The following is a 22,876-nucleotide window of genomic DNA, read 5'->3' as shown; positions in this document are numbered from 1 at the left end:
GTGATCGCCCTGCCGCTGCTGTTCTGGACCGTCGCGGCGACCTTCGAATTCTTCGAGGTACACCGCTACAAGAGCGTGCGGGAAAAGGCGACCTATACCATCGCCGATATGATCTCGCGCGAGCAGGCCGCCGTGACCGATACCTACATGGACAACGTCAAGGTGCTTTTCGACATCATCACCAACGATGGCGGCACCAACCAGTTGCGCGTCAGCATCATCCGCTACGACGCCGGCGACGATGAATACGATGTATTCTGGTCCAAGGTCCGCGGCACCGGGCCGATGGACGAGCTGGTTAACAACGACGTCGCAGACTCTCACGACACCCTGCCGGTCATGGCGGATGGCGAGGACGTGATCGTCGTCGAATCGGTGTCAGACTACGATTCGCTCTTTGATCTGGTGTTCAGCGACGCGTTCGAAATCGAAACCCGCGTCTTTACCAGCATCCGGTTTGCGCCGCAGATTTGCTTTGACGCCTGCGGATCATAGGCTGTCCTGACGCGCTGCCCGGTCGCTTTGCAGCCGCAGCCCGATGATGTCGGCCATTGCCTTGGTCTGGGTGCCCGGTGTCACCCCGCCGACGCCCACACGCCGGCCCCATCGCCACCACAGCCCCGGTCGCCAGCGCAGCGGCGCCCTTGATACGAGCCGCAGGATGAAACCGTTCGACGGCTTGAAGGCAAAAGCGCCGCGGTCGACGCTGGCGATCTGGTCCCACGGCACGATCACCTCGCCGTCGCTGGTGCGCAGTCCCTCTTGCGTCAGCTCGATGGCCTGCGTCGTGGCCCGGCGCAGCAACTCACCCACCCAGAGCGCCCCCAGTCCGATGGCGATCAGCAACAGCTGAAACCCGGCATTGGCGGGCGAACGGGTCAGCACCAGCCACAGCAGCAGCACCCCCAGGCACCAAATAACCAACAGCCCCACCCCGCGGCGCATCGGTGATGCCCGCACCTCTGCCAGTATCTCGTCATGCTCGGCCATGTCTGCCCTCCCGTTCGCACCAGCGGCTTAGCCCGGACGCGCGCCCGGCGCGAGAGGGTATCAGCAAAACCGTGCGGATCGGGAATAGCGGGCGCTCACACCGCCACGGATTTGCGCACCATTTCCCAGTAAAGATCCTGCACCTCGGGCTGCGACAGCCGCCCGCCGGCACGATACCAGGTGTTGACCCCGTTCAGCATGGCGATCAGCGCCATCGCCGCGATGCGCGGGTCCGCGACGGCAAAGATACCGCGCTCGACCCCTTTGCGCAGGATATCCTCGAGCCGCTGTTCATATGCACGGCGCAGCGTCTCGATCCGGGTGAAATTCTCGGGCACCAGGCTGCGCAGCTCCATGTAGGCGATGAACACCTCTTCGGGCCGTTCGGCGTGAAAGCGAATGTGGAATCGGGTGAACGCCTTGAGCGCGGGATACGGCATTTCGCGGTCGGGCAGCGCGTCATAGGCGGCCAGCAGCTCATCCATGTGGGTTTTCATCAGGTCGAACAGCAGCGTCTGCTTGTCGGGCGTGTAATTATAAAGCGCCCCCGCCTGCACCCCCACCTCGGCCGCGATTTGGCGCATGGAAACAGCGGCATAGCCGTGCCGGGCGAAAAGCTGCAGCGCCGCTTGCCGCACCCGCGGGCCGGTGATACCTGAATGGGAACCTTGCGTTCTGGCCATGCCGTCAGAATAATTGAACAGTTGTTCAAATCAATGCCCGACTTGCCCCGCCCCACCCGAAAGTGGCAAGAGAGAGACAGTGGCACACGGAGAAAGCGCCGATGACCATCCGCCCCCTTGCCGCACTGGCCGCCGCTGCCGTGGTGGCGGGATGCAGTTCCTTTCCGCAGCTTGACGCGGCGGTCACCCCCGGCGCGCTGGACCCGGGCTTTCCCGCGCTGATGCCGGTCGATGACCTGCGGGTGGCGGCGGATGCGCGCGCGCCCTCGCCGGGGGCGACGACACTGGTGGCCGATGCCGGCCCCGCGCCCGAGATCGACGCCCGCGCCGCCCGGCTGCAGGCCCGCGCGGATCGCCTGCGCCGAGAGGCGGTGATCGACGCCGCCGCCCGCGAGCGGCTGAACCAGGACGTCGAGATCGAAGAACAGGACATCTGACCGCCCCACCGCCGGCCAACCCGGTGGGCGCGTCACGTCCAGCCGCCGCGAAACCCGCGTTGCACAGCCCGGCCCGAGGGGGTACATGGCGGCAGAACCCCGTCCGCCATCCTATCGGAGCGTGCCCATGACCACCCCCCTGCGCCTTGGCATCGCCGGGCTTGGCACCGTCGGTGCCGGAGTCGTCAAGATCGTCCGCCAAAAGGCCAACCTGCTGGCCGACCGCGCCGGCCGCCCGGTGACGATCACGGCCGTGTCAGCCCGCAGCCGCGACAAGGATCGCGGCGTCAACATCTCTGCCTACGCCTGGGAGGACGACCCCGTCGCCCTGGCCACCCGCGACGATGTGGACGTGCTGGTCGAACTGATGGGCGGCAGCGACGGCCCCGCCAAGGCCGCGACCGAGGCCGCGCTGGCAGCCGGCAAACACGTCGTCACCGCCAACAAGGCGATGTTGGCCTATCACGGCCAGGCGCTGGCCGAGGCGGCAGAGGCCGCCGGCGCCGCCCTGCGCTTCGAGGCGGCCGTTGCCGGCGGCATCCCGGTGATCAAATCGCTGGCCGAGGGGTTGGCGGGCAACGACATCACCCGCGTCATGGGGGTGATGAACGGCACCTGCAACTATATCCTCACCCGGATGGAGGCCACCGGCGAGGGCTACAATACCCTGTTCGACGAATGTGGCCGACTGGGCTATCTCGAAGCCGATCCCAATCTGGACGTTGGCGGCATTGATGCCGGCCACAAACTGGCGCTGCTGTCCTCGATTGCCTTTGGCAGCAAGCCCGCCTTTGACGACGTGGTGCTGCAAGGCATCCAGCGCATTGCCATCGACGATATTCGCCACGCCGCCGATATGGGCTACCGGATCAAACTGCTTGGCGTGGCACAACGCACCGCGCGCGGGCTAGAGCAGCGGATGACCCCCTGCCTGGTGCCGGCGAATTCGCCCCTGGGCCAGCTGGAAGGCGGCACCAATATGGTGGTGATCGAAGGCGACGCGGTGGAACAGGTTGTGCTGCGCGGCCCTGGTGCCGGCGAAGGCCCCACCGCCAGCGCGGTGCTTGGCGATATCTGCGATCTGGCACGCGGCCTGCGCATTGCCACCTTTGGTCAGCCCGCCACCACCCTGCAAGAAATCCCCGCCGCCCAGACCGGCCTGCCTGCCCCCTATTATCTGCGTCTGGCCTTGCAGGACAAACCCGGCGCCCTAGCCAAAGTGGCCACTGCCCTGGGCGATGCCGGCATCTCGATCGACCGGATGCGCCAATACAGCCACTCCGAGCCCACCGCGCCGGTGCTCATTGTAACCCACAAATGCACCTCCGCCGCGCTGGATATCGCCATTGAGGCGCTGGACCAGGCCAGTGTTGTCGACGGTGCCCCCGTCGCCCTGCGTATCGAAGAGCTGTAGCTCTGACTTAAAACGGCAGCGGCGCGCAAAATCTGCTCCCTTGAGGGCACAGCGCGCGCCTTCCTGCCATAGCTTGCGCTATCATCCCTTGCCCGTCCCCCCTGCAAAAGGCTATTCGACAGGCAGCCCGCCCGGATTAAACAGGATATTGAGTATGACCGAGACCTCCGCCGACGCCCCCTTCCACGACCGCATGCTGTCTCTGGGCCTTGCCCGGGTCGCTGAACAGGCCGCACTGGCCTCTGCCTCGCTGATTGGGCGTGGCGATGAAAAAGCCGCAGATCAGGCGGCGGTGAACGCCATGCGCGAACAGCTGAACCTGCTCGACATCAAAGGTGTCGTAGTCATTGGCGAAGGCGAACGCGACGAAGCCCCGATGCTGTACATTGGCGAAGAGGTCGGCACCGGCAATGGCCCCGGCGTTGATATCGCGCTGGACCCGTTGGAAGGCACCACGCTGACCGCCAAGGACATGCCCAACGCCCTGACCGTGATCGCCATGGGGCCGCGCGGCTCGATGCTGCACGCCCCCGACACCTATATGGACAAGCTGGCGATTGGCCCCGGCTACCCCGACGGCGTTGTCTCGCTGGATATGTCGCCTCGTGAACGGGTCGAGGCACTGGCAGCTGCAAAGGGCTGCGCCCCTTCAGATATCACCGTCTGCATTCTGGAACGCCCCCGCCACGAGGCGATGATTGCCGAGGTCCGCGAGACCGGGGCTGCCATTCGCCTGATCACCGATGGCGATGTGGCCGGGGTGATGCATTGCGCCGAATCTGAGACCACTGGCATCGACATGTACATGGGCCAGGGCGGCGCACCTGAGGGTGTTCTTGCCGCTGCAGCGCTGAAATGTATGGGCGGTCAGATTTTTGGGCGCCTGTTGTTCCGCAATGACGACGAAAAGGGCCGTGCCGCCAAAGCCGGCATCACCGATCTTGACCGGATTTATACCCGCGACGAAATGGTGACCCAGGATGTGATCTTTGCCGCCACCGGCGTCACCGGCGGCTCGCTGCTGCCCGAAATCAAGCGCCAGCCAGGCTGGGTTGAGACCACCACGCTGCTGATGCGCTCCAAAACCGGATCGGTACGGCGGATGTCCTACCGCACCCCGGTTTAACACTCCGGTTTAAGCGCCCGGCCCCCGCCCTAGGCAAAAGCGGCTTGCACCGTTGCCTCCGGCGGGGATATTTTAAGCCAAATGAAGGGCTGGATCCATTCGGGTCTGGCCTTTTTCCATAGATGAGGTAGAGCCATGAGCTTTCTTGGGGTTGAAAACTCGCTGACAGGACGCCGCTGGCTGGGGCTTGGCATTGATCTTGAACGCGCAGCCGAACATATGGCGCAGCAAACCGGCTTGCCCATGCCCCTGTGTCAGGTGCTGGCCCGTCGCGGTGTCCCCCCTCATGAGGCCCTTGGGTTCCTCAGCCCACATCTGAAAGACCTGCTGCCGGATCCGCGCCGCATGAAGGATATGGAGCGGGCCGCAGCACGTTTTCTGGACGCGGTTGAGACCCGCCAGCGTATCGCGATTTTTGCCGATTACGATGTGGACGGTGGCAGCTCGGCGGCGCTGCTGCTGGTCTGGCTGCGGGCCATGGGGCTACAGGCGACCCTGTATATTCCCGATCGCATCGACGAGGGCTATGGCCCCAACGACGCGGCCATGGCGGGGCTGGCACAGGCCCATGATCTGATTGTCTGCGTCGACTGTGGCACCCTGTCCCATGGCCCCATTGCCGCGGCCAAGGGCGCCGATGTCATCGTGCTGGATCACCACCTGGGCGGTGAAACCCTGCCCGATTGTGTCGCGGTGGTGAACCCCAACCGCCAGGATGAAGACGGTGAACTGGGCTATTTCTGCGCCGCCGGTGTGGTGTTTTTGATGCTCGTCGAGGTCCGACGTCAGGCCCGAGAAAAGGGTCTGGGCACCGGACCGGATTTGATGAGCCTGCTGGATCTTGTCGCACTTGCAACTGTGGCCGATGTCGCCCCGTTGATTGGGGCTAACCGGGCCCTGGTGCGCCAGGGGCTGAAAGTTCTGGGCGCACGCCAGCGCCCCGGTCTGGTGGCGCTGGCTGATGTTTCCCGCATGGATGCAGCGCCCTCGACCTATCATCTCGGCTTTTTGCTGGGGCCACGGGTCAATGCAGGCGGGCGCATCGGCAAGGCCGATCTGGGTGCCCGCCTGTTGGCAACGGAGAACCCCCATGAGGCCGCCGCGCTGGCAGAACGGCTGGATCAGCTGAACACGGAACGGCGCGACATTGAAAACGCGGTGCGCGCCGCCGCGATGGAACAGGCCGAAGCCCGCGGGTTTGACGCGCCTTTGGTCTGGGCCGCCGGCGAGGGCTGGCATCCCGGCGTGGTTGGCATCGTCGCCTCGCGCCTGAAAGAGGCCGCAGGACGCCCGGCGGTGGTCATCGGGTTGCACAACGGTGAAGGCAAAGGTTCGGGACGTTCGGTAAGTGGTATCGACCTTGGTGTTGCCATCCAGCGCGCTGCAGCAGAGGGCCTGCTGATCAAAGGCGGGGGCCACAAGATGGCCGCAGGCCTGACGGTGGCAGAAGACAAGCTGGAGCCCGCCATGCAGCGTCTCAGCGATCTGCTGGCCAAACAGGGCGCGGGAAGCCTGGGACCGGCGGATTTGAAACTGGATGGCATGTTGATGCCGGGCGCTGCCAACATTGATCTAATCGAACAGATCGAACAGGCAGGCCCCTTTGGTGCCGGAGCCGCAGCGCCGCGCTATGGTTTTCCGGATCTGGCCATCCGCTTTGCCAAACGGATTGGGGAAACCCACCTGAAGCTGTCGTTGACCGACGGGGTTGGCGGTAATCTGGATGCGATCTGCTTTGGCGCCTTTGACACAGCGCTGGGGCCGCGTCTGCTCGAACATGGCGGCGCACGATTCCATTTTGCCGGACGGCTGGAAATCAACAGTTGGGGCGGCCGTCAAAGCCCACAACTGCGATTGGAAGACGCCGCCGAAGCCAGTTGACCCGAGCCAAACCCTTTAAAACACACGCTCTCTGTGCATTCGCAAAAAATTCTCACCAAGAGGCATTTTTTACCTTGCGGCTTTGGCACGGAGAAACTAAACACCGCTCCACAGCAAGTGGCCCGTTCGTCTATCGGTTAGGACGTCAGGTTTTCAACCTGAAAAGAGGGGTTCGACTCCCCTACGGGCTGCCACTTACCCCCCTAGATCCTTTCTATATCGTGCCATTGTTTTCTAACAAATCGGCACCGCTAACCTGTGTCTAGAGAGCAAGACCCTTTCCCTTTTCTTCTGATTTTTCTCTAGCGCCCAGCCCTGCCCCTGAGGCTCCGCATTTGTGAAACCGCCCTGTTCAGGTTTCAATCTTGCTCTGACCGGTTAACCCATTCTGCTGATGTCAGGTTGGCGCAGCTGGACCGTGGTCACGAACACCTTTCGGGAATGACATTCATAACCAATCGCCAGTTTACCCGATTTTATTATGCGCCCTGTATTCTCCCATCTGTTCCGGGATTTTACGACCAATAGTTGGGTGGGCGAGATGGTAATACCAAATTGGGTAGATGAGCTTGTCGCAGGCAATACAAGCCACAAGGGCGATGCGGGCGACAATGCGTTGGATGGCTCCACCGGCGATGACATCATGGACGCGGGTGCGGGTGCCGATACCGTTGCCGGTGAAGAAGGCAACGACATTATTGATGCCGGTGAAGGCAACGATGTCATCTATGGTGACATCGGAGACGGCTTTGATCAGGGCCTAGAGGCCACGCCACTGTCGCTGAAACTCAGCAATATGCAAAGTGTCTCCCACGACGGTCATCTGGGATCTGCGGGTGATTTTGCTGTTTTCAAGGATGTCGCCACCCTGGATGATGGCAGACAAATCTGGGGCAAGTTGGTGTTGGTGGAGAAAACCAACCCGGACATGTGGGTCGAATTTGGCTACGATGAAGGTGCCGAAGTTCTCTTGGATGGCAATGCACCCGGAGATCAGGCGACCTTCCGGTTGGAATTCTTCGACCCTACAACCGGCGACCCCGTTTACCTGAACTCGACCGCAACCTTCAACGATATTGATGACAACAGCTACACCGGTGATGACGAAGCTGTCATTGTGGACGGCAACAGCTTCACCTCGTTTGGCGTGTCATCCGACTCCTCGCTGACCACGGCTTTGGATGGCAATGTGGTCACCGCGTCGGGGAACGAAAGAAATGATTACACAGACCAAGACGCCTGGTTCTCGGCCTCTTTTGAGGATCGCTCCTCTATTGAATTTACCCTACAGACGCGGGTCGGTTTTTCGGGCTTCACCCTTTCAGGCAATCTGATCGAAGACCCCGTCACCACGATCATCGAAGAAGGTGCCGACACCATCATGGCGGGCGCAGGGGATGATATCGTTCATGGCCAGGGGGGGGATGACTCTCTCATGGGTGAAGATGGCAACGATATGCTGGATGGCGGCGAAGGCAACGACGTCATGGAGGGGGGGGTTGGCGCGGATACCCTGCTTGGCGGCGCTGGTGGTGACACCTTGTCGGGTGGCGACGGCGACGACTACATCGATGGCGGCGTAGGCGATGACTCTCTCTCGGCAGGCATCGGCAACGATACCGTGCTCGGCGGCGAAGGCAATGATACGATCCACAACTCGGCTGGGGATGACAGTCTTGTCGGCGGGGTCGGAAATGACAGCATTGTCGCAACCGACGGCAATGACACCCTGGAAGGGGGCGATGGCAACGACACCCTTTATGGCGGCAATGACAACGATCTGCTGGTGGGGGGCGGCGATGCCGACCTGATGTACGGCGAACTGGGCGATGACAGCCTGGATGGGGGCACCGGCGATGACATCATGGATGGCGGTGCGGGCAATGACACCCTGATTGGCGGCGACGGCGGCGATACCATCTCTGGCGGTGACGGCGACGACTATATCGAAGGCGGCCTGGGCAACGACAGCCTGTCAACCGGTCTGGGCAATGATACCCTGGTCGGCGGCGAAGGCGATGACACGCTGCACAACTCAGCCGGGGACGACAGTCTGGACGGCGGCGTTGGCAACGACAGCATTGTGGCAACCGACGGCAACGACACTCTGGACGGTGGTGACGGCGACGACACCATGTATGGCGGCAACGACAATGATCTGCTCATCGGTGGCGGCGGTGCCGATCTGATGCACGGCGAAGCCGATGCGGATACATTCCAGATGTCCGACGGCTTTGGAAACGACACCCTGACCGGTGGCGAGGCCGGGAACGACTACGATACGGTAGACATGTCCGGTGTCACCGCTTCGGGCGTTTCGGTCACCTACACCGGCGATGAGGCTGGCACCATCTCTGATGGCGCTGACACCATCACCTTCTCCGAAATCGAGGCCCTGACCCTTACCGATCAGGCGGATGTGGTGGATGCCTCCTCAGACACCGCTGGTGTGGTGATTGATGCCGGGGCTGGGGATGACACCATTACCTTTGGCGCTGGCGACGATTCGATTTCCGGCGGAACTGGCTACGACCAGTTTGTCCTGACCGCCACCGGCGGCGTTGATACGGTGAGTGATTTCAGTATCTCTGATGACGACGACGATGGTTTTTTCAATGACCAGCTTGATGTCTCAGATCTGACCGGAGGGACCGGCTTTGGCGGCAGTATCCGGACCCAGGACGTTACGGTTACCGATGACGGGTTTGGCAATGCTCTGCTTTCGTTTCCAGGCGGGGAAAGCCTGGTCCTGGAAGGGGTGGCTCCGGCTCAGATTACCACCGCCTCGCAACTGCATTCCGCAGGTATTCCCTGCTTTACCCCCGAGGTTCAGCTGGCCACCAAACGTGGCGCAGTGCCGGCAGGCGAGATCCAAGTGGGGGACCTTTTGCAAACAGCCGACAATGGATATCAACCCGTCCTATGGGTCGGCAAACGCAGGCTGAACAGGGCTGAGCTGGCCAAACGGCCGCATCTGCGCCCCTATTGCATTCGTCCAGATGGGGTTTTGTCCCCCGACCAGCCCATGCTGTTGTCGCCACAGCATCGCCTGTTGGTCAATAAAAAGACCTTTGAATACAATACGCCGGTCAGCGAAAGCTTTCTGTCCGCCAAGCTGCTGGCCGAAATTGACGAAACCTGTCAGCCACAGACCGACACCCCCGACGGTGTCACCTATGTTCATCTGATGACCGAACACCATGAGGTGGTTTTTGCCGAAGGGATCGCAACCGAGACCTTCTGGCCCGGCCCAGAGGCTGTTCGCGGGTTGTCAGCCAAAGATCTGCACGAATTGTTTGAACTGTTCCCAGAGCTGATCCCTGTATATGGGCTGGTTGGATCATATGGCCGTCGCCATACCCGCCAGGCCTATGGTGACCTGGCCCGCCGCAGTCTGAAACGGCGGGATATCTTGCATTTGACCACCGCCTGAGTGTCGCGCCGCGCAGGGGCAAAATGGCCCCCCTCATCGCGGTGATGAAGGGCGCAATGGAGTTGCGACAAAACAGGCTCAGGGCCAAAGGGTTAGCCCCGTGCACTTGGCGCAGGCGAACCAGGGGCTTTGTGCCGCCCTCAGTTTGCTGGCAGCAGCGTCACAGGCGGCCCATTCCTATATACAACTGTCGATCCTGGTCCTTGATCGCCCGACGCCCATGCATAACGCGGGTGTTGTCGATCACTGCCACATCGCCGTCCTGCCAGTTGATTTCAGCCGTGCAGGTCTCGGCAATATCGCGCAGCTCTTCAATTTCATCGGAGCTGACAATTGACCCATCCTCAAGGGTATAGACTGGCGGTTCATAGTTGTGTGACGGGCCCAGAATTGCATTGGCAAACCCCTGCCCCTGGGACACTGACGACGGACGCACCGGAGAGACCTTGATGCGGTACTCAAGCGATCCATCGTCATTCAACGTGAAGTCCTGATCGGGGATTGCCGCTTTGAATTGCAAAATATGGTCATGGGTGACCTCTGCGGGATCACTGATGGCCGGGTGTTCGTTGGCAAGGTAGCGTTTCCACAGCACCTCAGGCAGGGTGCGCGTCACCATCATACGCTGCGACCAGCGCGTTTTTTGGGCGTCAGAGAAAGCTTCAAAAACCCGGCGACCGTCGCAGATCGTTGTTTGTGACCCTTCAAAAGCAGCTTTTGCACTATAGAAGGCAACCACATCCGGGCACACCGGGGTGTTGCCATTTTCAATATGGAGGCCAATGGGCCCCAGGCCCGCGTCGACCTTTTGGGTGTTCTTTTCCGAATATTCACGCGCGGGATCAAAGGTGATGGTTTTGCAAAGCTGTGATGTGATCCCGCTGAAGGTAGGCATATCCATCTTAAAGCCGCGCAGCAGGGCCCAGCCATCGCTGTCCAAATAGTCTTTGACCTCGGATAACACGGCTGGAGTGATAGAAGTTTCGCCCGCATCAGAGGCGCGGATTACGTTGTAGCTCATGACAGATGTCCTGTTGATTTTGGAGGTGTCGATTAGGAGTGGTGTGAGGTTTTGAGCGCCGCAAGGGTTCTGGGATCACGCGCCTGCGCCCCCACCGATTTGTCGACCAGCGATGGGAACAGCCGTTGCACCTTTACGAAAAACCGCTCTTTGCCTTTGGGGAAGCTCTCACGCTTGCCTTTCAGGATGGCATCCCAGGCCTGTGCGGCCACGGTCTCGGCTGTGTCGAGCACCATATCCAACGGCTCAACCAAGGCGCCAAAGGCGCTTTCAGCCGCAGTCTGCGTGGCACGCGGCGCGACATAGGTCACGCCAATGCCTGTCCCGGACAGTTCCCGCCGTATCGCGTCCGAGAACCCGCGCAGGCCAAATTTGGTCGCCGAATAGCCGGCAAAGAACGGATAGGCGATATCGCCAAAAACCGAACCGATGTTGACGATACGGCCCTTGGCGCTGCGCAGTGCCGGCAGCAGATCACGGCTCAATGCCATCGGTGCGACAAGGTTGGTCTCTGCCATGCGTTGCAGGTTTTCATCAGTCATATCAGCCAGATGCCCAACGCTTAGAACGCCCGCATTGTTGATCAGAATATCCAGCCTGCCGCTGACCGCCTGGGTGATCACGGCCCGCCCCTCGGCGCTGGTCACATCGGCCACAATACACCGGGCTTGTGTGGTGCTACATTGGGAGAGCGTCTCATCCAGCGTGCTGGACGTGCGGCCAACCAGGATCAGATCAAACCCCTTCTGTGCCGCCTCAATGGCGAGTGCACGGCCAATGCCAGTCCCTGCCCCTGTGATGAGAACTGTTTTGCTGCTGTTCATGACGCGATGCTTTCTGGGGCTGGTTCTAGCTGCTGGGCAGCACGGGTGTTGATCAAGCTGGCGGCCACAGATCTGTTTGGGGTTCCGGCTGCAAACAGCAGCCCCTGTTCAGACGGATCAGTGGTGATAAACGCCGAGGGCCGCGCATAAGTTGGCAGATCTGACAGGTAGCCCAGAATGTCAGTGGCTGGCACGGCAGCCGCGACAACCAGGAGCAATATCAGCGCCCCGTCAGACTGGCGAAGGCCCAAAGCCGAGCTGACAACCCGCGGATCACTGTTGACCCGCTGTTCGACCCACTCCGGTGAAATGTTGCGCCCGGCACTGGTCACCAACAGTGCATCTTTGCGGCCATCAACAACCAGCCGGTTCCCGTCGAAATGGCCCAGATCCCCGGTGTGCCAGACATCGGGGGCGCCGTCGCCATTCAGATAGCCCGTCATCACTGTCGGGCCTGACACCACAATCTCACCGTTATCGAGCGAAACCGTCAGCCCGTCCAATACTGGTCCCACAGTGCCGGGGTGATTGTCGCCGGGCCGGTTCATGGCCACAACCGCGCAGCATTCAGACAGCCCATAGCCTTCATGGACCGGAATGCCGACATCTTGCGCAGCATGGATCAAAGAGGGCGAGCTGGACGCGCCACCCACAGCCACAAACCGCAGGCTGTCAGGCGCTGCGCGCCCCGCCAGGGCGCTAACCCAGCGGCCCAGCACAGCCGGCGCCAGCAGGCTGGTGGTTGGGCGCAGGGTTTCAAAAGCGGCAACCAGCGGCGCGATCGGCGCCCCAAAGAGAGCCTTGGTTGCTTCAAATCGAAACACTGTTTTGGCGCCCGCGACGATGGGCAGGAAGATCCCGCAAATCTGCTCCAACAATTGCGCCAGCGGCAGAATGGACAGATGGGTATCAGTTTCATCCGCTGCGATCACCTGGCTCAGGGCACTGATAGAAGCCTGCAACTGGCGATCCCCCAGCACGACCCCTTTCGGGGTGCCGGAGGAGCCAGAGGTATAGATGATCCGCTCGGCGCCACCGTTATAGGCGCGCAGCCCGCGCCCGGTGGTCGGAGCGGCAGCCGGGGCAGCTGGGGCAACCGGGCTAAGCAAATTAAGATGTGGCAGCGCCAAAAACAGTTCGGGAGTGTTTGTGATGACACAGCCAACCTTGGCATCCATCAACACATGGGCATTTTGCGCCGTGCTGAAAAAGAACGGCAAAGGCACCTGCCGTTTGCCACTAAGCGTCGCCGCCAGATCAGCCACGACATAGTCGATGCCACCAGCAAGACCGATAGCAACAGGCCCTGTGATGTCATCCAGAACACAAGCCAAGTTTTCCACACGTTCGGACAACTCCTGCCAGCTGATCTGGCCGCTGTCATCTTCAAAGGCGATGGCATCGGGGCGACTGTGTGCATGGCGTTCAAGCGCGTCAAAGACCTGTTTCATCACGATGCCTCCGCCACATGCCCGGCCCGACGTGCACGGGGCGACAAAACAACCGGCTGCGACAGCACCTCGCTAAACGCGCATACTCTTGGATCGGTGTCGTAATAGGATCCCCAGGCCTGTGGGTTTGCGACCTTCGAAATATCCGCCCTGGCGATTTCAGTGTAGCTCAGCGAGGTTCGGGCCAGCAGGCGACGCAGGGGTTTTGTGGCCGTAAACACGCCACAGGTCATCGCGTTCTGACGCCCCCATTCGACCATCTTGTCCAGCATAGGCAGTACCGGAAAGGGGGTTGTCGCGGCCAGAGAAACCACTTCCATGATTTCCGCAGCCGGAACCCGCAGACCGGCTGTCTGATGCAGAGCGGTGGAAAAATCAGTTGTCAGATAGGCATCGGAAAAGAACCCATCCCGCGCCGTCCGAATACCAGCCGCGCAGAGCACCTCTCCGTTTGCATGTTTTGCAACAACCAAGAGAGGGGCGAATTCGGTGACATCGGCGCCATAGGCACTTTTGTAGACACCCTTGATATGGTCCTGGGCCTGCTGGCGTCCCGGGCAGTTGCCGCTCAAAAACTCGATTTTCATATCCAACCTCAACGCACCTTTATTTGACGTGTTGAGACGGGAATCGCAGGGCAAACTTACAAGAGACTTACAAAGCGCAAAAACCACATGATGTGTTACGCCGAAGCATTGAAAATGAAGGAGAATGCTGTGCCACCCCCCTCCCTGTCCTGAATGATGCTTGTGGCATTGTGGGACTGAGCAACCGACTTGACGATGGCCAATCCTATTCCCGATCCCGTGCTGTTGGAATTGGCCAGCGTTCCGCGATTGAAGCGCTCAAACAATGCTGTTTTCAGATTGTCCGGCACCCCGGCGCCGCGATCAAGCACCCGCCATCCAGCAGGGTTGGCCAGCACCTCGATCTCGACTTCGCTCGCCTCGGGGGTATACTGCAAGGCATTGCGGACAACATTGCTCAGCGCGATGGTCAAGAGCCCTGCGTTGCCCTCAACCAAGACCTTCTTGGCGCCGGTGACCGACAGGCTCCGACCAGACCGTAGGGCCGATTGCGCCAGATCCGTGGCGACCTGGACCGCAACACTGTGCAGGTCCACCGGCTCAAAGCTGGTTTTCAAAGCCGCATCGGCGCGGGACAAATCAATCAGCTGAGCAAAGATACGATCGAGTTGATCAACATCCTGCGTCAGCATTGTTTTCAATTCGGGGTCAGTGATGCGGTCGATACTGGACCTGAGCACTGCGATAGGCGTGCGAATTTCATGGGCTACATTGGCGGAAAAATCCCGCTGCGCCTGATAGCCCTGTTCCAGGCGGTCAAACGCCGTGTTCACGTCGCCAATAAGCGGCGCGATCTCAGCGGGCACCTGGGCAACATCGAGACGACGACCAGCCGCAGACGGCCCGATTTGATGCGCCTGATCAGACAGAGATCGCAGCGGCGACAGCGCCTGGCGGGTGGCAAACAGCGTCGAGGTCAGCACCACCACAAGACCCAGGATAACCAACCATATTTCCTCTTCGAGTTCGTGCAGCAAGCTGGCAAAACGCGTCTGGTTATTGCCCTTGGGAAAGGTGGAAACCAGGATCACCACTTCCAGGTCCACAATACGCGCCCTGAGGCCAATTCCCCTACGGTCGCCAAGCAGCGCAATGGGGTGCGGAAGTCCCAGCGTCGTGGCTGCCAGTTGCCGCCATATTTCCCCCGAGGTTTCGCCGCCAGCGATGAGACCACCATCCACATCAAAGACGGTATACCGATAGTTGCCTTCAATCCCCTGGTATCGCAGGGCGCTGGCATCCAAGCCATAGCCCGCACGCGCGGGATCAATCTGACTGACAATTTCATAGGCCTCATCGGTCAGGGCGTCTTCGATGTTTTCTTCCAGATGCTCGTAGAATTCCTTGATGATGACGGCGCCAGCCAAAATGATGCAAAAACACAGTGCCGCCAGGATGTTTAACAGCAGGCTTCGTTTCAGCGACCGGCGTGGCCCAATGACGCGATGTAAAACTTTCATTCAGCAGGTGCCCGTAAAACGTAGCCAATGCCGCGCAGATTGTGGATTTCAATACTGGCGCCTTTTTCGATCAGCTTTTTCCGCAGTCGATGGGTCAGCACATCAATGGCATTGGGCGTTGTCGCCTCGTTGAACCCATAGAGCGCATTTTCGATCACATCTTTTGACACCACGCGGTCCGGCCGACGCAGGAACAACTCTAGCAGGGCGAGTTCCCGTTTGGAAAACCGCGCCACGACGCCATCTATTGCGACGGTCCGGTCTGTCGTCTCATAGGAGACATTGCCCAGCGTCAGCGTCATGCCAAGCACCCCACCGGGACGCCGCAAAACGGCGTTCACACGGGCGATGAGTTCGGACACCGCAAAGGGTTTGACGATGTAGTCGTCGGAGCCCGCATTCAGGCCTTTGATCCGCTCTTCAAGCGCGTCGCGCGCGGTACAGATGAGGATGGGGAGTTGCGGTTTGTGGGCTTTGATCCTTGGCAAAATCTCCAGGCCATCCTGATCCGGCAACCCCAGATCCAGAATAAGGGCGTCATATTCATAGCTTTTCACAGAATGCAGCGCATCCTCAGCCGTATGGACGACATCCACCACAAACCCTGCCTCGTGCAAACTGGCGCTTGTGTTCAGCGCCAGTTTCTCGTTGTCTTCAATATAGAGAAGCCGCATTCGGCATGCCGTCCTATTTCCGAATATACATCACTGTGGATCCATCATCGGCCTTGAAAGCCACCTGTGCAAGGTTGCCCGCCGCATCGTACCAAAGATCCCGTGCCAGCCCGCCCGACAGCCGGTAATGATGGGCCGAAATGCTGCCGCGTCTGGTTTTGACCGTTTCCATGCCAAGATCAGCAGCGCGAATGTTCATCAGTGTCCCGTCGATGGTGTTCATCAGTTTGCCGCTGCGCAGGATATCATCATTCCACAGGCTCGCAGGCAACGCGCCCTTGTTCGCGGTCTGCAATTGATGGGGATCTCCGTCATCGTCGGTGGTTGAGCTCAGCTGCATCAATTTGCCGTTCTTCCAGCTCTCAACACTTGCATGTCTGAAACTGTAGGCTGTGGTTCTGATCAAAGGCACCTTCACAACGATGTCTGTGGTCACCTTGACGGTCAGCGCTGCGGTGGTGCCGGAAAACCTGTAGCTGTGATCGCCGATATCTTTGCCTTTACGAACAACATCAAAATTCAGTTTGCCGTTTGATGGGATCGATAGAGCAGTGACAGGTGCCGCCAAGGCCATAGCAAGGCCTAGGGCCAATCCAAAAATACGCATATCTAGCTCCATTTTTCTTTACGATGGGGGAGCTCATGAGACCCCAGACTTACAAAAATCTTACAAGACAACAGAATGTGCCGCTGCCAGGGCTTGGTTATGGCGCCAGGCACCCCGCACCCATCGTCCCCGGCCCCCGCGACATATCAAAGCCTGGGCGCCACGCGGCAGTGCTGCCGACCAAGGCCTGCGTCATCATCTGCACCTGCCAGACCACGCAAGATTCGCAGCGCCATCGCTGCGACTTTGCCCCTGCATCCTGCAAATTTTCGGAATGACGTTCCGTTCTGCGGTATTGGAAGATCCAGATCTACTCCCTAGTCTGGCGGTTAGAACGACAGCTATGATCTGAAAAGAGGCCGTCGGCATTTTTCTTGGGAGGGGAACATGTATCTATTTCCAGAGTTGCAATGACAGCAATGACACCTGAAGAGGCGGTGTGTCATGTCATTACCACGAACCCGACATTTGCGGTGCATGAGGTCGAGGTGCGGGGCGTGACGGTAAAGGCCTTCAAAGCCATACCTGGCACGGTTCCCGCGCTGCTGGCCTCCGGTTGGGAACAGCACGGTGAGGGAGCCCTTGAATTCCTGGCCTACGAGAGCGAGACCTATACCTATGCCGAATTCACCCAATCCGTGAACCAGCTGGCCCATGCGATGCGCGATGAGCTGGGCTTGGGTCAAGGCGACCGGGTGGCCATTGCAATGCGGAACTACCCCGAACTCTTGATGCTGGTTCTGGCAATTTCCTCCATCGGCGGTGTCGTCGTGTTTCTAAACGCGTGGTGGACAAGCGAGGAACTGGACTATGCCCTCCAGGACAGCAAAGCCCGCGTGATTTTTGCAGATGGGCTGCGTATGGAACGGGTGCTACCGCTTCGCGATGCGCTGGACCTGACCCTGATTGGTGTCCGCGATGCGGAGGGACAAACGGCACATGACCTGAGCAGCCTGAAACGTAATGCCCGTTTCGATACGGCTCCTCTGGTCGAAATCGACACGGATGATGATTTTGCCATCATGTATTCCTCTGGCACCACCGGCCATCCCAAAGGCGTTGTGCAAACTCATCGCGGCGCGGTCAATGCGGTATTCAGCTGGTTGATGCAATCGGTGATCGCGCCGCTGGTTGATCCTCCGGACCCGGACGCGCCAGAACCGCTGCGCCCTTCGGCGCTGGTCGTGACCCCGCTGTTCCATGTCACGGCAACCCACCCGCTGTTCTTGCTCAGCCTGCCGGCCGGTGCCAAGATTACGCTGATGCACAAGTGGGATCCGGAACAGGCGGTGCGCCTGATACGCGACAATAGCATCACGCGCTTTCTTGGGGTGCCCACCCAATCTGCCGAATTGATGGAGGCAGCCGTCAAGATGGGCGAAACCCTGCCCTCCCTGGATTATCTTGGGGCTGGAGGTGCAAAGCGGCCCGGCGCCCAGGTGGCAAAACTGGCCGAAGCCTTTCCCAACGCCGGTGTTGCAACCGGCTGGGGCATGACCGAAACAAATGCCTTGGGCATTGGCATGATCGGCGACAACTACAAGGCCCGCCCCGATAGCGCAGGCAAACTGCACCCCCCGGTTCAAGAACTCCGAATGCTGGATGACGCAGGCAATGATGTGCCCCTGGGGGAACTGGGCGAAATCACGGTGAAAAGCCCAGCAAACATGCGGTGTTATCTTAACAAGCCAGAGACAACCGACGAGGTTCTGCAAGATGGCTGGCTGCGCACTGGCGACCTGGGCGTCCTTGACCAGGATGGCTTTGTGACCATCCTGGACCGCAAGAAAAATATCATTATCCGTGGCGGCGAAAACATCGCCTGCCTGGATGTGGAAGGTGCCCTGCACCATCATCCCGACGTTCTGGAAGCCACAGTATTTTCGGTGCCGGACGAGCGTCTGGGAGAAACAGTGGGCGCAGCCGTACAGCTCAAAGCTGAGGCCCAGCTCACCCTTGCAGATATGGCCGCCTTTCTGGACGGGCATCTCGCGAAATTCAAAATTCCCACCGCCCTTTGGACCCAGCACGACATATTGCTGCGCGGTGCAACGGACAAAATTGACCGTCGCGCGATCCGCGAAGCCTGTCTGAACAATAAAGAGACCTAAGAGATGAACACCCCCACAGAAACAGAAATCGGCACCTATATTGCAGCGGCCGGCGCCGCCGCCTGGCAGGTGCCCGGATTAGACGAAACCACCGCCAAACGACCAATCAAGACCGTTGGCATCATCGGTGCCGGCACCATGGGCGGCGGCATTGCGATGAATTTTGCCACCGCAGGCTTTTCGGTGCGAATTGTCGAGACAACACAAGAGGCGCTGGACCGCGGCCTGAAAGTTGTGCGCGGCAATTACCAGCGCTCGTCCGACAAAGGACGTTTTCCACAGGACGAGGTCGAGGCGCGTATGGCGCGCTTTGATGGCCGCCTTGCGCTTGCAGACCTTGCGGACTGTGATCTGGTGATCGAGGCCGTGTTCGAAAACATGGACCTCAAGCGGCAGATTTTCACCGAACTGGATCGCGTAATGAAACCCGGTGCCATTCTGGCAACCAATACCTCGGCGCTGGATATCAACGAAATTGCCTCGATGACCCAGCGGCCCCAGGACGTGATCGGGCTGCATTTCTTTTCGCCAGCCAACGTGATGAAACTGCTGGAAATAGTGCGTGCCAAACATACTGCGGATGATGTGGTTGCCACCTGTATGGCGCTGGCCAAAGACATCAACAAAATCGCCACGCTTGTTGGGGTCTGCCCCGGTTTCGTCGGCAACCGCATCCTGTTTGCCCGTCAAATTCAGGCCAACAAACTGGTCTACCAGGGGGTGATGCCCTGGGATGTTGATGCCGCCCTGAATGCCTTTGGCTTTAAGATGGGTCCGTTCCAGATGAGCGACCTTGCAGGACTGGATATTGGCTGGTCCAAAGGTGCCAAAACCGACAACCCAATCCGCGATGCATTATGCGAGCTGGACCGGCGTGGCCAAAAGACCAAGGCCGGATTTTACGACTACGACGAGGCACGCCGCCCCGTTCCCTCGGACATCACCGCCGGGATCATCCAGGATATCACTGGCGCAAAGCCCGCAAAAATGAGCACCGACGAGATCATCGAAAACTGCATCTACCCAATGATCAACGAAGCGGTGAAAATCCTCGAAGAGAACAAGGCGCAGCGCCCCTCCGACGTCGATGTGGTGTGGCTCAACGGCTATGGCTGGCCGGCGGACAAAGGGGGGCCAATGTTTTACGGCGACATGGTTGGCGCCAAAGCGGTTTTGGCCCGGATGGAGAAGCTCGGCGCCGAGGATAGCGACTTTGCACCTGCCGACACATTGCGCAAACTGGCCGCTGACGGTGGCGCTTTCACCAAGATCGACACCGGAGGCCTGATCGTATGAGCTATGACTTCATCAAGACCGAAACCAAGGGACATGTGCTTGTCGTCACAATGAACCGGCCCGAGGTCTATAATGCTGTGCATGTGGATATGCACAACGAAATGGCCGACTGCTGGGATAAATTTGCGGCCGATCCAGACCTGTGGGTTGCGGTACTGACAGGCGCCGGAGACAAGGCGTTCACCGCAGGCAACGACCTGAAGGCAACCGCCACCGGTGGCAGCAAGGCCAAGATGACCGAAACCGGGTTTGCCGGTCTGTCGTCCCGCTTTGATCTGGAAAAGCCCATTATTGCCGCGGTCAATGGGTTTGCGATGGGCGGCGGATTTGAAACGGCGCTATCCTGTGACATCATCCTGGCCTCGGAAAACGCCAAGTTTGCCCTGCCCGAAGTCAAGGTTGGCTTCTTCGCCGCCGCCTCGGGCGTTCAGCGCCTGTCACGCTATATTGGCCGGCTGGCGGCGCAGGAACTCATGTTCACCGGCCGCACCATAACCGCCGCTGAGGCACTGAAACTGGGCTGTCTCAACGAAGTCCATCCCCATGACCAGCTAATGGAAAAAGCCATGGAGAAGGCCGAGCAGCTCTGCACGGTGTCTCCCTCGGCGGTCAAGGCAACCAAACGGGTTCTGAATGACATGGCTCTGCGGGACGGCATGGCCGGCAGCATCGCCTATTCCCGCGAGGTGATCGCGGATCTGGCCAAAACCGAAGACTTCAAAGAAGGCGTCAATGCCTTCGTCGAGAAACGCGCGCCCCAGTGGGTGAACAAATAATTTTGCCAAAAGGAGACATGCAAATGTCCGACACCTCCGCTCCATCCAGCCTGAACAATCTGGAAATGTCCGAGAAAGCCAAGCCGCTTTATGACGCCGTGATCAAACACATCCGTGAGAATGTGGATCCGATGACCGCAGAATATCACCGCCTTGGCGAAGGGCGTGAAAACCGCTGGTCCTATGCGCCGGGGCAATTGGAACTGATGGAAGCCGCCAAACAAAAGGCCCGTGACGCCGGCCTTTGGAACTTCTTTCTGCCCAACGCCGAAACAGGCGAAGGCCTGTCCAACCTCGATTACGCCTACATTGCTGCAGAGCTGGGCAAAAACCCCTTGGCGTCTGAAACCCTGAACTGCTCAGCCCCGGACACAGGCAACATGGAGGTGCTGGAACGCATCGGCACAGAGCAACAAAAGGAGCAATGGCTCAAGCCACTGCTGGCCGGTGAAATTCGCTCTGCCTTTGCCATGACAGAACCGGATCAGGCCTCCTCGGACGCCCGCAACATCTCCACTTCGGCGGTTCTGGAGAACGGTGAATGGGTCATCAACGGCGAGAAATACTATATCTCCGGTGCGGGTGATCCGCGCTGCAAGATCATGATCGTTATGGTAAAAACCTCGCCCGAGGCTGAACCCTTCCGGCAGCAATCGCAAATTCTGGTGCCGATGGATCACCCCGGTGTCGAAATCCTTGGTCCCATGCATGTCTTTGGCCATGACGATGCGCCCCACGGCCATATGCACATCCGGTTCACAGATGTACGCGTGCCCGAAGAAAACATTCTGTGGGGCGAAGGCCGTGGCTTTGAAATCTCGCAGGTCCGCCTTGGGCCAGGTCGCATCCATCACTGCATGCGCTCCATTGGCCAGGCGGAACGCGCGCTGGATCTGATGATTGACCGCGGCCTGAATCGCGTTGCCTTCAAAAAGAAAATCATCGACCTGGGCAAGAACATGGAAACCATTTCCCGCGCCAAGATCGAAATTGAATCGATGCGTCTGCTGGTTTTGAAAGCAGCCAAAGCGATGGATGTGCTTGGCAACAAAGAAGCCCGTATCTGGGTTTCAATGATCAAAGCCAAGGTGCCAGAGCAGGTCTGTGACATCATCGACCAAGCGATGCAGGTTCATGGTGCCACGGGCATCAGCCAGTGGTCCCCCCTTTCCGGTATGTACGCCCAGCAGCGCACATTGCGCTATGCCGATGGCCCGGACGAAGTGCATCACCACGTCATCGCCCGCCACGAGGTCAAGACCTACGCTGACAGCAATTCCCGTCAGGACGCAATCAAGGGCGACACCAAGGCCCGCGGCTCGTATGGGTTTGTAGGATGAGCCTGTTTGACCTGACTGGAAAGGTCGCGCTGCTCACTGGGGCGTCCAAGGGCATGGGATTGGCGATGGCAACGGCCCTCGCCGATCACGGCGCAACGGTGGTGATCTCTGCGCGCAAGCAAGAGGCACTGGACACGGCTGCTGCGGGCATCAACGCCCGCGGCAAAGGCACCGCACATGCGGTGTCCTGCAATGTCGGTGACAAGGAACAGCTGCAGGCGCTCGTGGACAAGACCCATGACCTTGCAGGGCCAATCGACATTGTGATCGGCAATGCCGGGGTCAATCCCTACTACGGCAAGACCTCAAAAATCGACGACGAGGCTTACCGCAAAACAATGGATGCCAATGTCCTGTCCAACCTCTGGCTTGCCCAGATGGTGGCCCCTGACATGGTTGCAAAAGGCGCCGGCTCGATGGCGTTCACCTCTTCCATCGGTGCCTTCAAGCCTTCGGTCATGCTGGGCACCTATGGGGTCTCAAAACTTGCGCTGATCGGCTTGGTCCGTAACCTCGCAGCCGAATTCGGGCCAAAGGGCATCCGCTTTAATGCGATTTGTCCGGGTCTTGTGAAAACCGAATTTGCGCGGGAGCTTTGGGATAATCCCGAAACCGCAGAGAAATACCAAAACGAAGTGCCTCTGCGCCGTTTTGGGGAACCCGAAGACTTTGCAGGTCTCGCCGTGTTTCTTGCGTCCGACGCCAGCAAATACATGACCGGGCAGGCTCTTACCGTCTGTGGCGGCTCCAGCATGTGGTCTTGAT

General features: G+C 59.6%; 20 protein-coding genes and 1 tRNA gene. 12 read left to right on the top strand and 9 right to left on the bottom strand.

Annotated features, from left to right (window positions below):
- On the top strand, nucleotides 1-495 hold a 495-nt coding region (locus QZ268_RS07960; RefSeq protein ID WP_295450636.1), incomplete at its 5' end, for a pilus assembly protein.
- On the opposite strand, the gene QZ268_RS07955 is transcribed toward QZ268_RS07960, so the two are convergent.
- Together QZ268_RS07955 and QZ268_RS07950 are read right to left on the bottom strand one after the other, a co-directional pair.
- Nucleotides 490-990 (bottom strand): hypothetical protein, encoded by a 501-nt coding sequence (locus QZ268_RS07955; protein WP_295450634.1) that lies wholly within the window; start codon nucleotides 988-990, stop codon nucleotides 490-492. The genes QZ268_RS07960 and QZ268_RS07955 overlap by 6 nt on opposite strands.
- A 95-nt stretch (nucleotides 991-1,085) precedes the next feature.
- The gene (locus QZ268_RS07950) at nucleotides 1,086-1,673 is read right to left on the bottom strand and encodes a TetR/AcrR family transcriptional regulator (protein WP_295450631.1); all 588 of its coding nucleotides are present in this window, start codon (nucleotides 1,671-1,673) and stop codon (nucleotides 1,086-1,088) included.
- A gap of 62 nt (nucleotides 1,674-1,735) precedes the next feature.
- Between QZ268_RS07950 and QZ268_RS07945 the strand changes: the two genes are divergently transcribed.
- From QZ268_RS07945 to QZ268_RS07920, 6 genes are all read left to right on the top strand, one after another.
- Nucleotides 1,736-2,110: a hypothetical protein gene (locus tag QZ268_RS07945; protein ID WP_295450628.1), complete on the top strand. Its 375-nt coding sequence runs from the start codon at nucleotides 1,736-1,738 to the stop codon at nucleotides 2,108-2,110.
- A gap of 127 nt (nucleotides 2,111-2,237) precedes the next feature.
- Nucleotides 2,238-3,524 (top strand): homoserine dehydrogenase, encoded by a 1,287-nt coding sequence (locus QZ268_RS07940; protein WP_295450625.1) that lies wholly within the window; start codon nucleotides 2,238-2,240, stop codon nucleotides 3,522-3,524.
- 154 nt (nucleotides 3,525-3,678) lie between these two features.
- Nucleotides 3,679-4,650 carry a class II fructose-bisphosphatase gene (glpX, locus tag QZ268_RS07935; RefSeq protein WP_295450622.1) on the top strand — a complete coding sequence of 324 codons (972 nt, stop codon included), beginning with the start codon at nucleotides 3,679-3,681 and terminating at the stop codon, nucleotides 4,648-4,650.
- A gap of 135 nt (nucleotides 4,651-4,785) precedes the next feature.
- Nucleotides 4,786-6,531 (top strand): single-stranded-DNA-specific exonuclease RecJ, encoded by a 1,746-nt coding sequence (gene recJ / locus QZ268_RS07930; RefSeq protein ID WP_295450619.1) that lies wholly within the window; start codon nucleotides 4,786-4,788, stop codon nucleotides 6,529-6,531.
- A 119-nt stretch (nucleotides 6,532-6,650) separates the two neighbouring features.
- Nucleotides 6,651-6,725, top strand: a tRNA-Glu gene (locus QZ268_RS07925).
- A 347-nt stretch (nucleotides 6,726-7,072) separates the two neighbouring features.
- Entirely contained in the window at nucleotides 7,073-9,964 is a 2,892-nt protein-coding gene (locus tag QZ268_RS07920; RefSeq protein ID WP_295450616.1) for a Hint domain-containing protein, read from the top strand.
- Nucleotides 9,965-10,124: 160 nt separating this feature from the next.
- Here the strand turns inward: QZ268_RS07920 and QZ268_RS07915 are convergent, their stop codons facing one another.
- From QZ268_RS07915 to QZ268_RS07885, 7 genes are all read right to left on the bottom strand, one after another.
- On the bottom strand, nucleotides 10,125-10,985 hold the full coding sequence (locus QZ268_RS07915; RefSeq protein ID WP_295450613.1) for a TauD/TfdA family dioxygenase: 861 nt from the start codon (nucleotides 10,983-10,985) through the stop codon (nucleotides 10,125-10,127).
- Between the two features lie 32 nt (nucleotides 10,986-11,017).
- Nucleotides 11,018-11,809: an SDR family NAD(P)-dependent oxidoreductase gene (locus tag QZ268_RS07910; protein ID WP_295450610.1), complete on the bottom strand. Its 792-nt coding sequence runs from the start codon at nucleotides 11,807-11,809 to the stop codon at nucleotides 11,018-11,020.
- Nucleotides 11,806-13,260 (bottom strand): AMP-binding protein, encoded by a 1,455-nt coding sequence (locus QZ268_RS07905; RefSeq protein ID WP_295450606.1) that lies wholly within the window; start codon nucleotides 13,258-13,260, stop codon nucleotides 11,806-11,808. Before QZ268_RS07905 ends, QZ268_RS07910 begins: the two co-directional genes overlap by 4 nt.
- On the bottom strand, nucleotides 13,260-13,847 hold the full coding sequence (locus QZ268_RS07900) for a thermostable hemolysin (protein WP_295450603.1): 588 nt from the start codon (nucleotides 13,845-13,847) through the stop codon (nucleotides 13,260-13,262). The genes QZ268_RS07905 and QZ268_RS07900 overlap by 1 nt, the downstream gene beginning before the upstream one ends.
- A gap of 95 nt (nucleotides 13,848-13,942) precedes the next feature.
- Nucleotides 13,943-15,307, bottom strand: a complete 1,365-nt coding sequence (locus QZ268_RS07895) for an ATP-binding protein (protein WP_295450601.1) — start codon at nucleotides 15,305-15,307, stop codon at nucleotides 13,943-13,945.
- Entirely contained in the window at nucleotides 15,304-15,981 is a 678-nt protein-coding gene (locus tag QZ268_RS07890; RefSeq protein ID WP_295450598.1) for a response regulator transcription factor, read from the bottom strand. Before QZ268_RS07890 ends, QZ268_RS07895 begins: the two co-directional genes overlap by 4 nt.
- A 13-nt stretch (nucleotides 15,982-15,994) precedes the next feature.
- Complete coding sequence (locus tag QZ268_RS07885) at nucleotides 15,995-16,588, bottom strand: DUF6134 family protein (protein WP_295450595.1); 594 nt, start codon at nucleotides 16,586-16,588, stop codon at nucleotides 15,995-15,997.
- 410 nt (nucleotides 16,589-16,998) lie between these two features.
- On the opposite strand from QZ268_RS07885, the gene QZ268_RS07880 reads away from it, so the two are divergent.
- Genes QZ268_RS07880 through QZ268_RS07860 form a run of 5 tightly spaced genes read left to right on the top strand, consistent with a single transcriptional unit; the run spans nucleotide 16,999 to nucleotide 22,875 of the window.
- Nucleotides 16,999-18,699: an AMP-binding protein gene (locus QZ268_RS07880; protein ID WP_295450592.1), complete on the top strand. Its 1,701-nt coding sequence runs from the start codon at nucleotides 16,999-17,001 to the stop codon at nucleotides 18,697-18,699.
- Between the two features lie 3 nt (nucleotides 18,700-18,702).
- Nucleotides 18,703-19,995, top strand: coding sequence for a 3-hydroxyacyl-CoA dehydrogenase (locus QZ268_RS07875; protein ID WP_295450589.1), 1,293 nt, complete (start codon nucleotides 18,703-18,705; stop codon nucleotides 19,993-19,995).
- Nucleotides 19,992-20,771 (top strand): enoyl-CoA hydratase-related protein, encoded by a 780-nt coding sequence (locus QZ268_RS07870; protein WP_295450586.1) that lies wholly within the window; start codon nucleotides 19,992-19,994, stop codon nucleotides 20,769-20,771. The genes QZ268_RS07875 and QZ268_RS07870 overlap by 4 nt, the downstream gene beginning before the upstream one ends.
- A 23-nt stretch (nucleotides 20,772-20,794) precedes the next feature.
- On the top strand, nucleotides 20,795-22,111 hold the full coding sequence (locus tag QZ268_RS07865; protein WP_295450583.1) for an acyl-CoA dehydrogenase family protein: 1,317 nt from the start codon (nucleotides 20,795-20,797) through the stop codon (nucleotides 22,109-22,111).
- Nucleotides 22,108-22,875, top strand: a complete 768-nt coding sequence (locus QZ268_RS07860; RefSeq protein WP_295450581.1) for an SDR family oxidoreductase — start codon at nucleotides 22,108-22,110, stop codon at nucleotides 22,873-22,875. Before QZ268_RS07865 ends, QZ268_RS07860 begins: the two co-directional genes overlap by 4 nt.
- The last annotated feature ends 1 nt before the right edge of the window (nucleotide 22,876 follow it).

This window comes from uncultured Pseudophaeobacter sp. (assembly GCA_905479575.1).
In the GTDB taxonomy this organism is placed as follows: Bacteria; Pseudomonadota; Alphaproteobacteria; order Rhodobacterales; family Rhodobacteraceae; genus Pseudophaeobacter.
The sequence above is the reverse complement of the archived record's forward strand: the minus strand, read 5'-3'. Positions and strand labels throughout refer to the sequence as shown.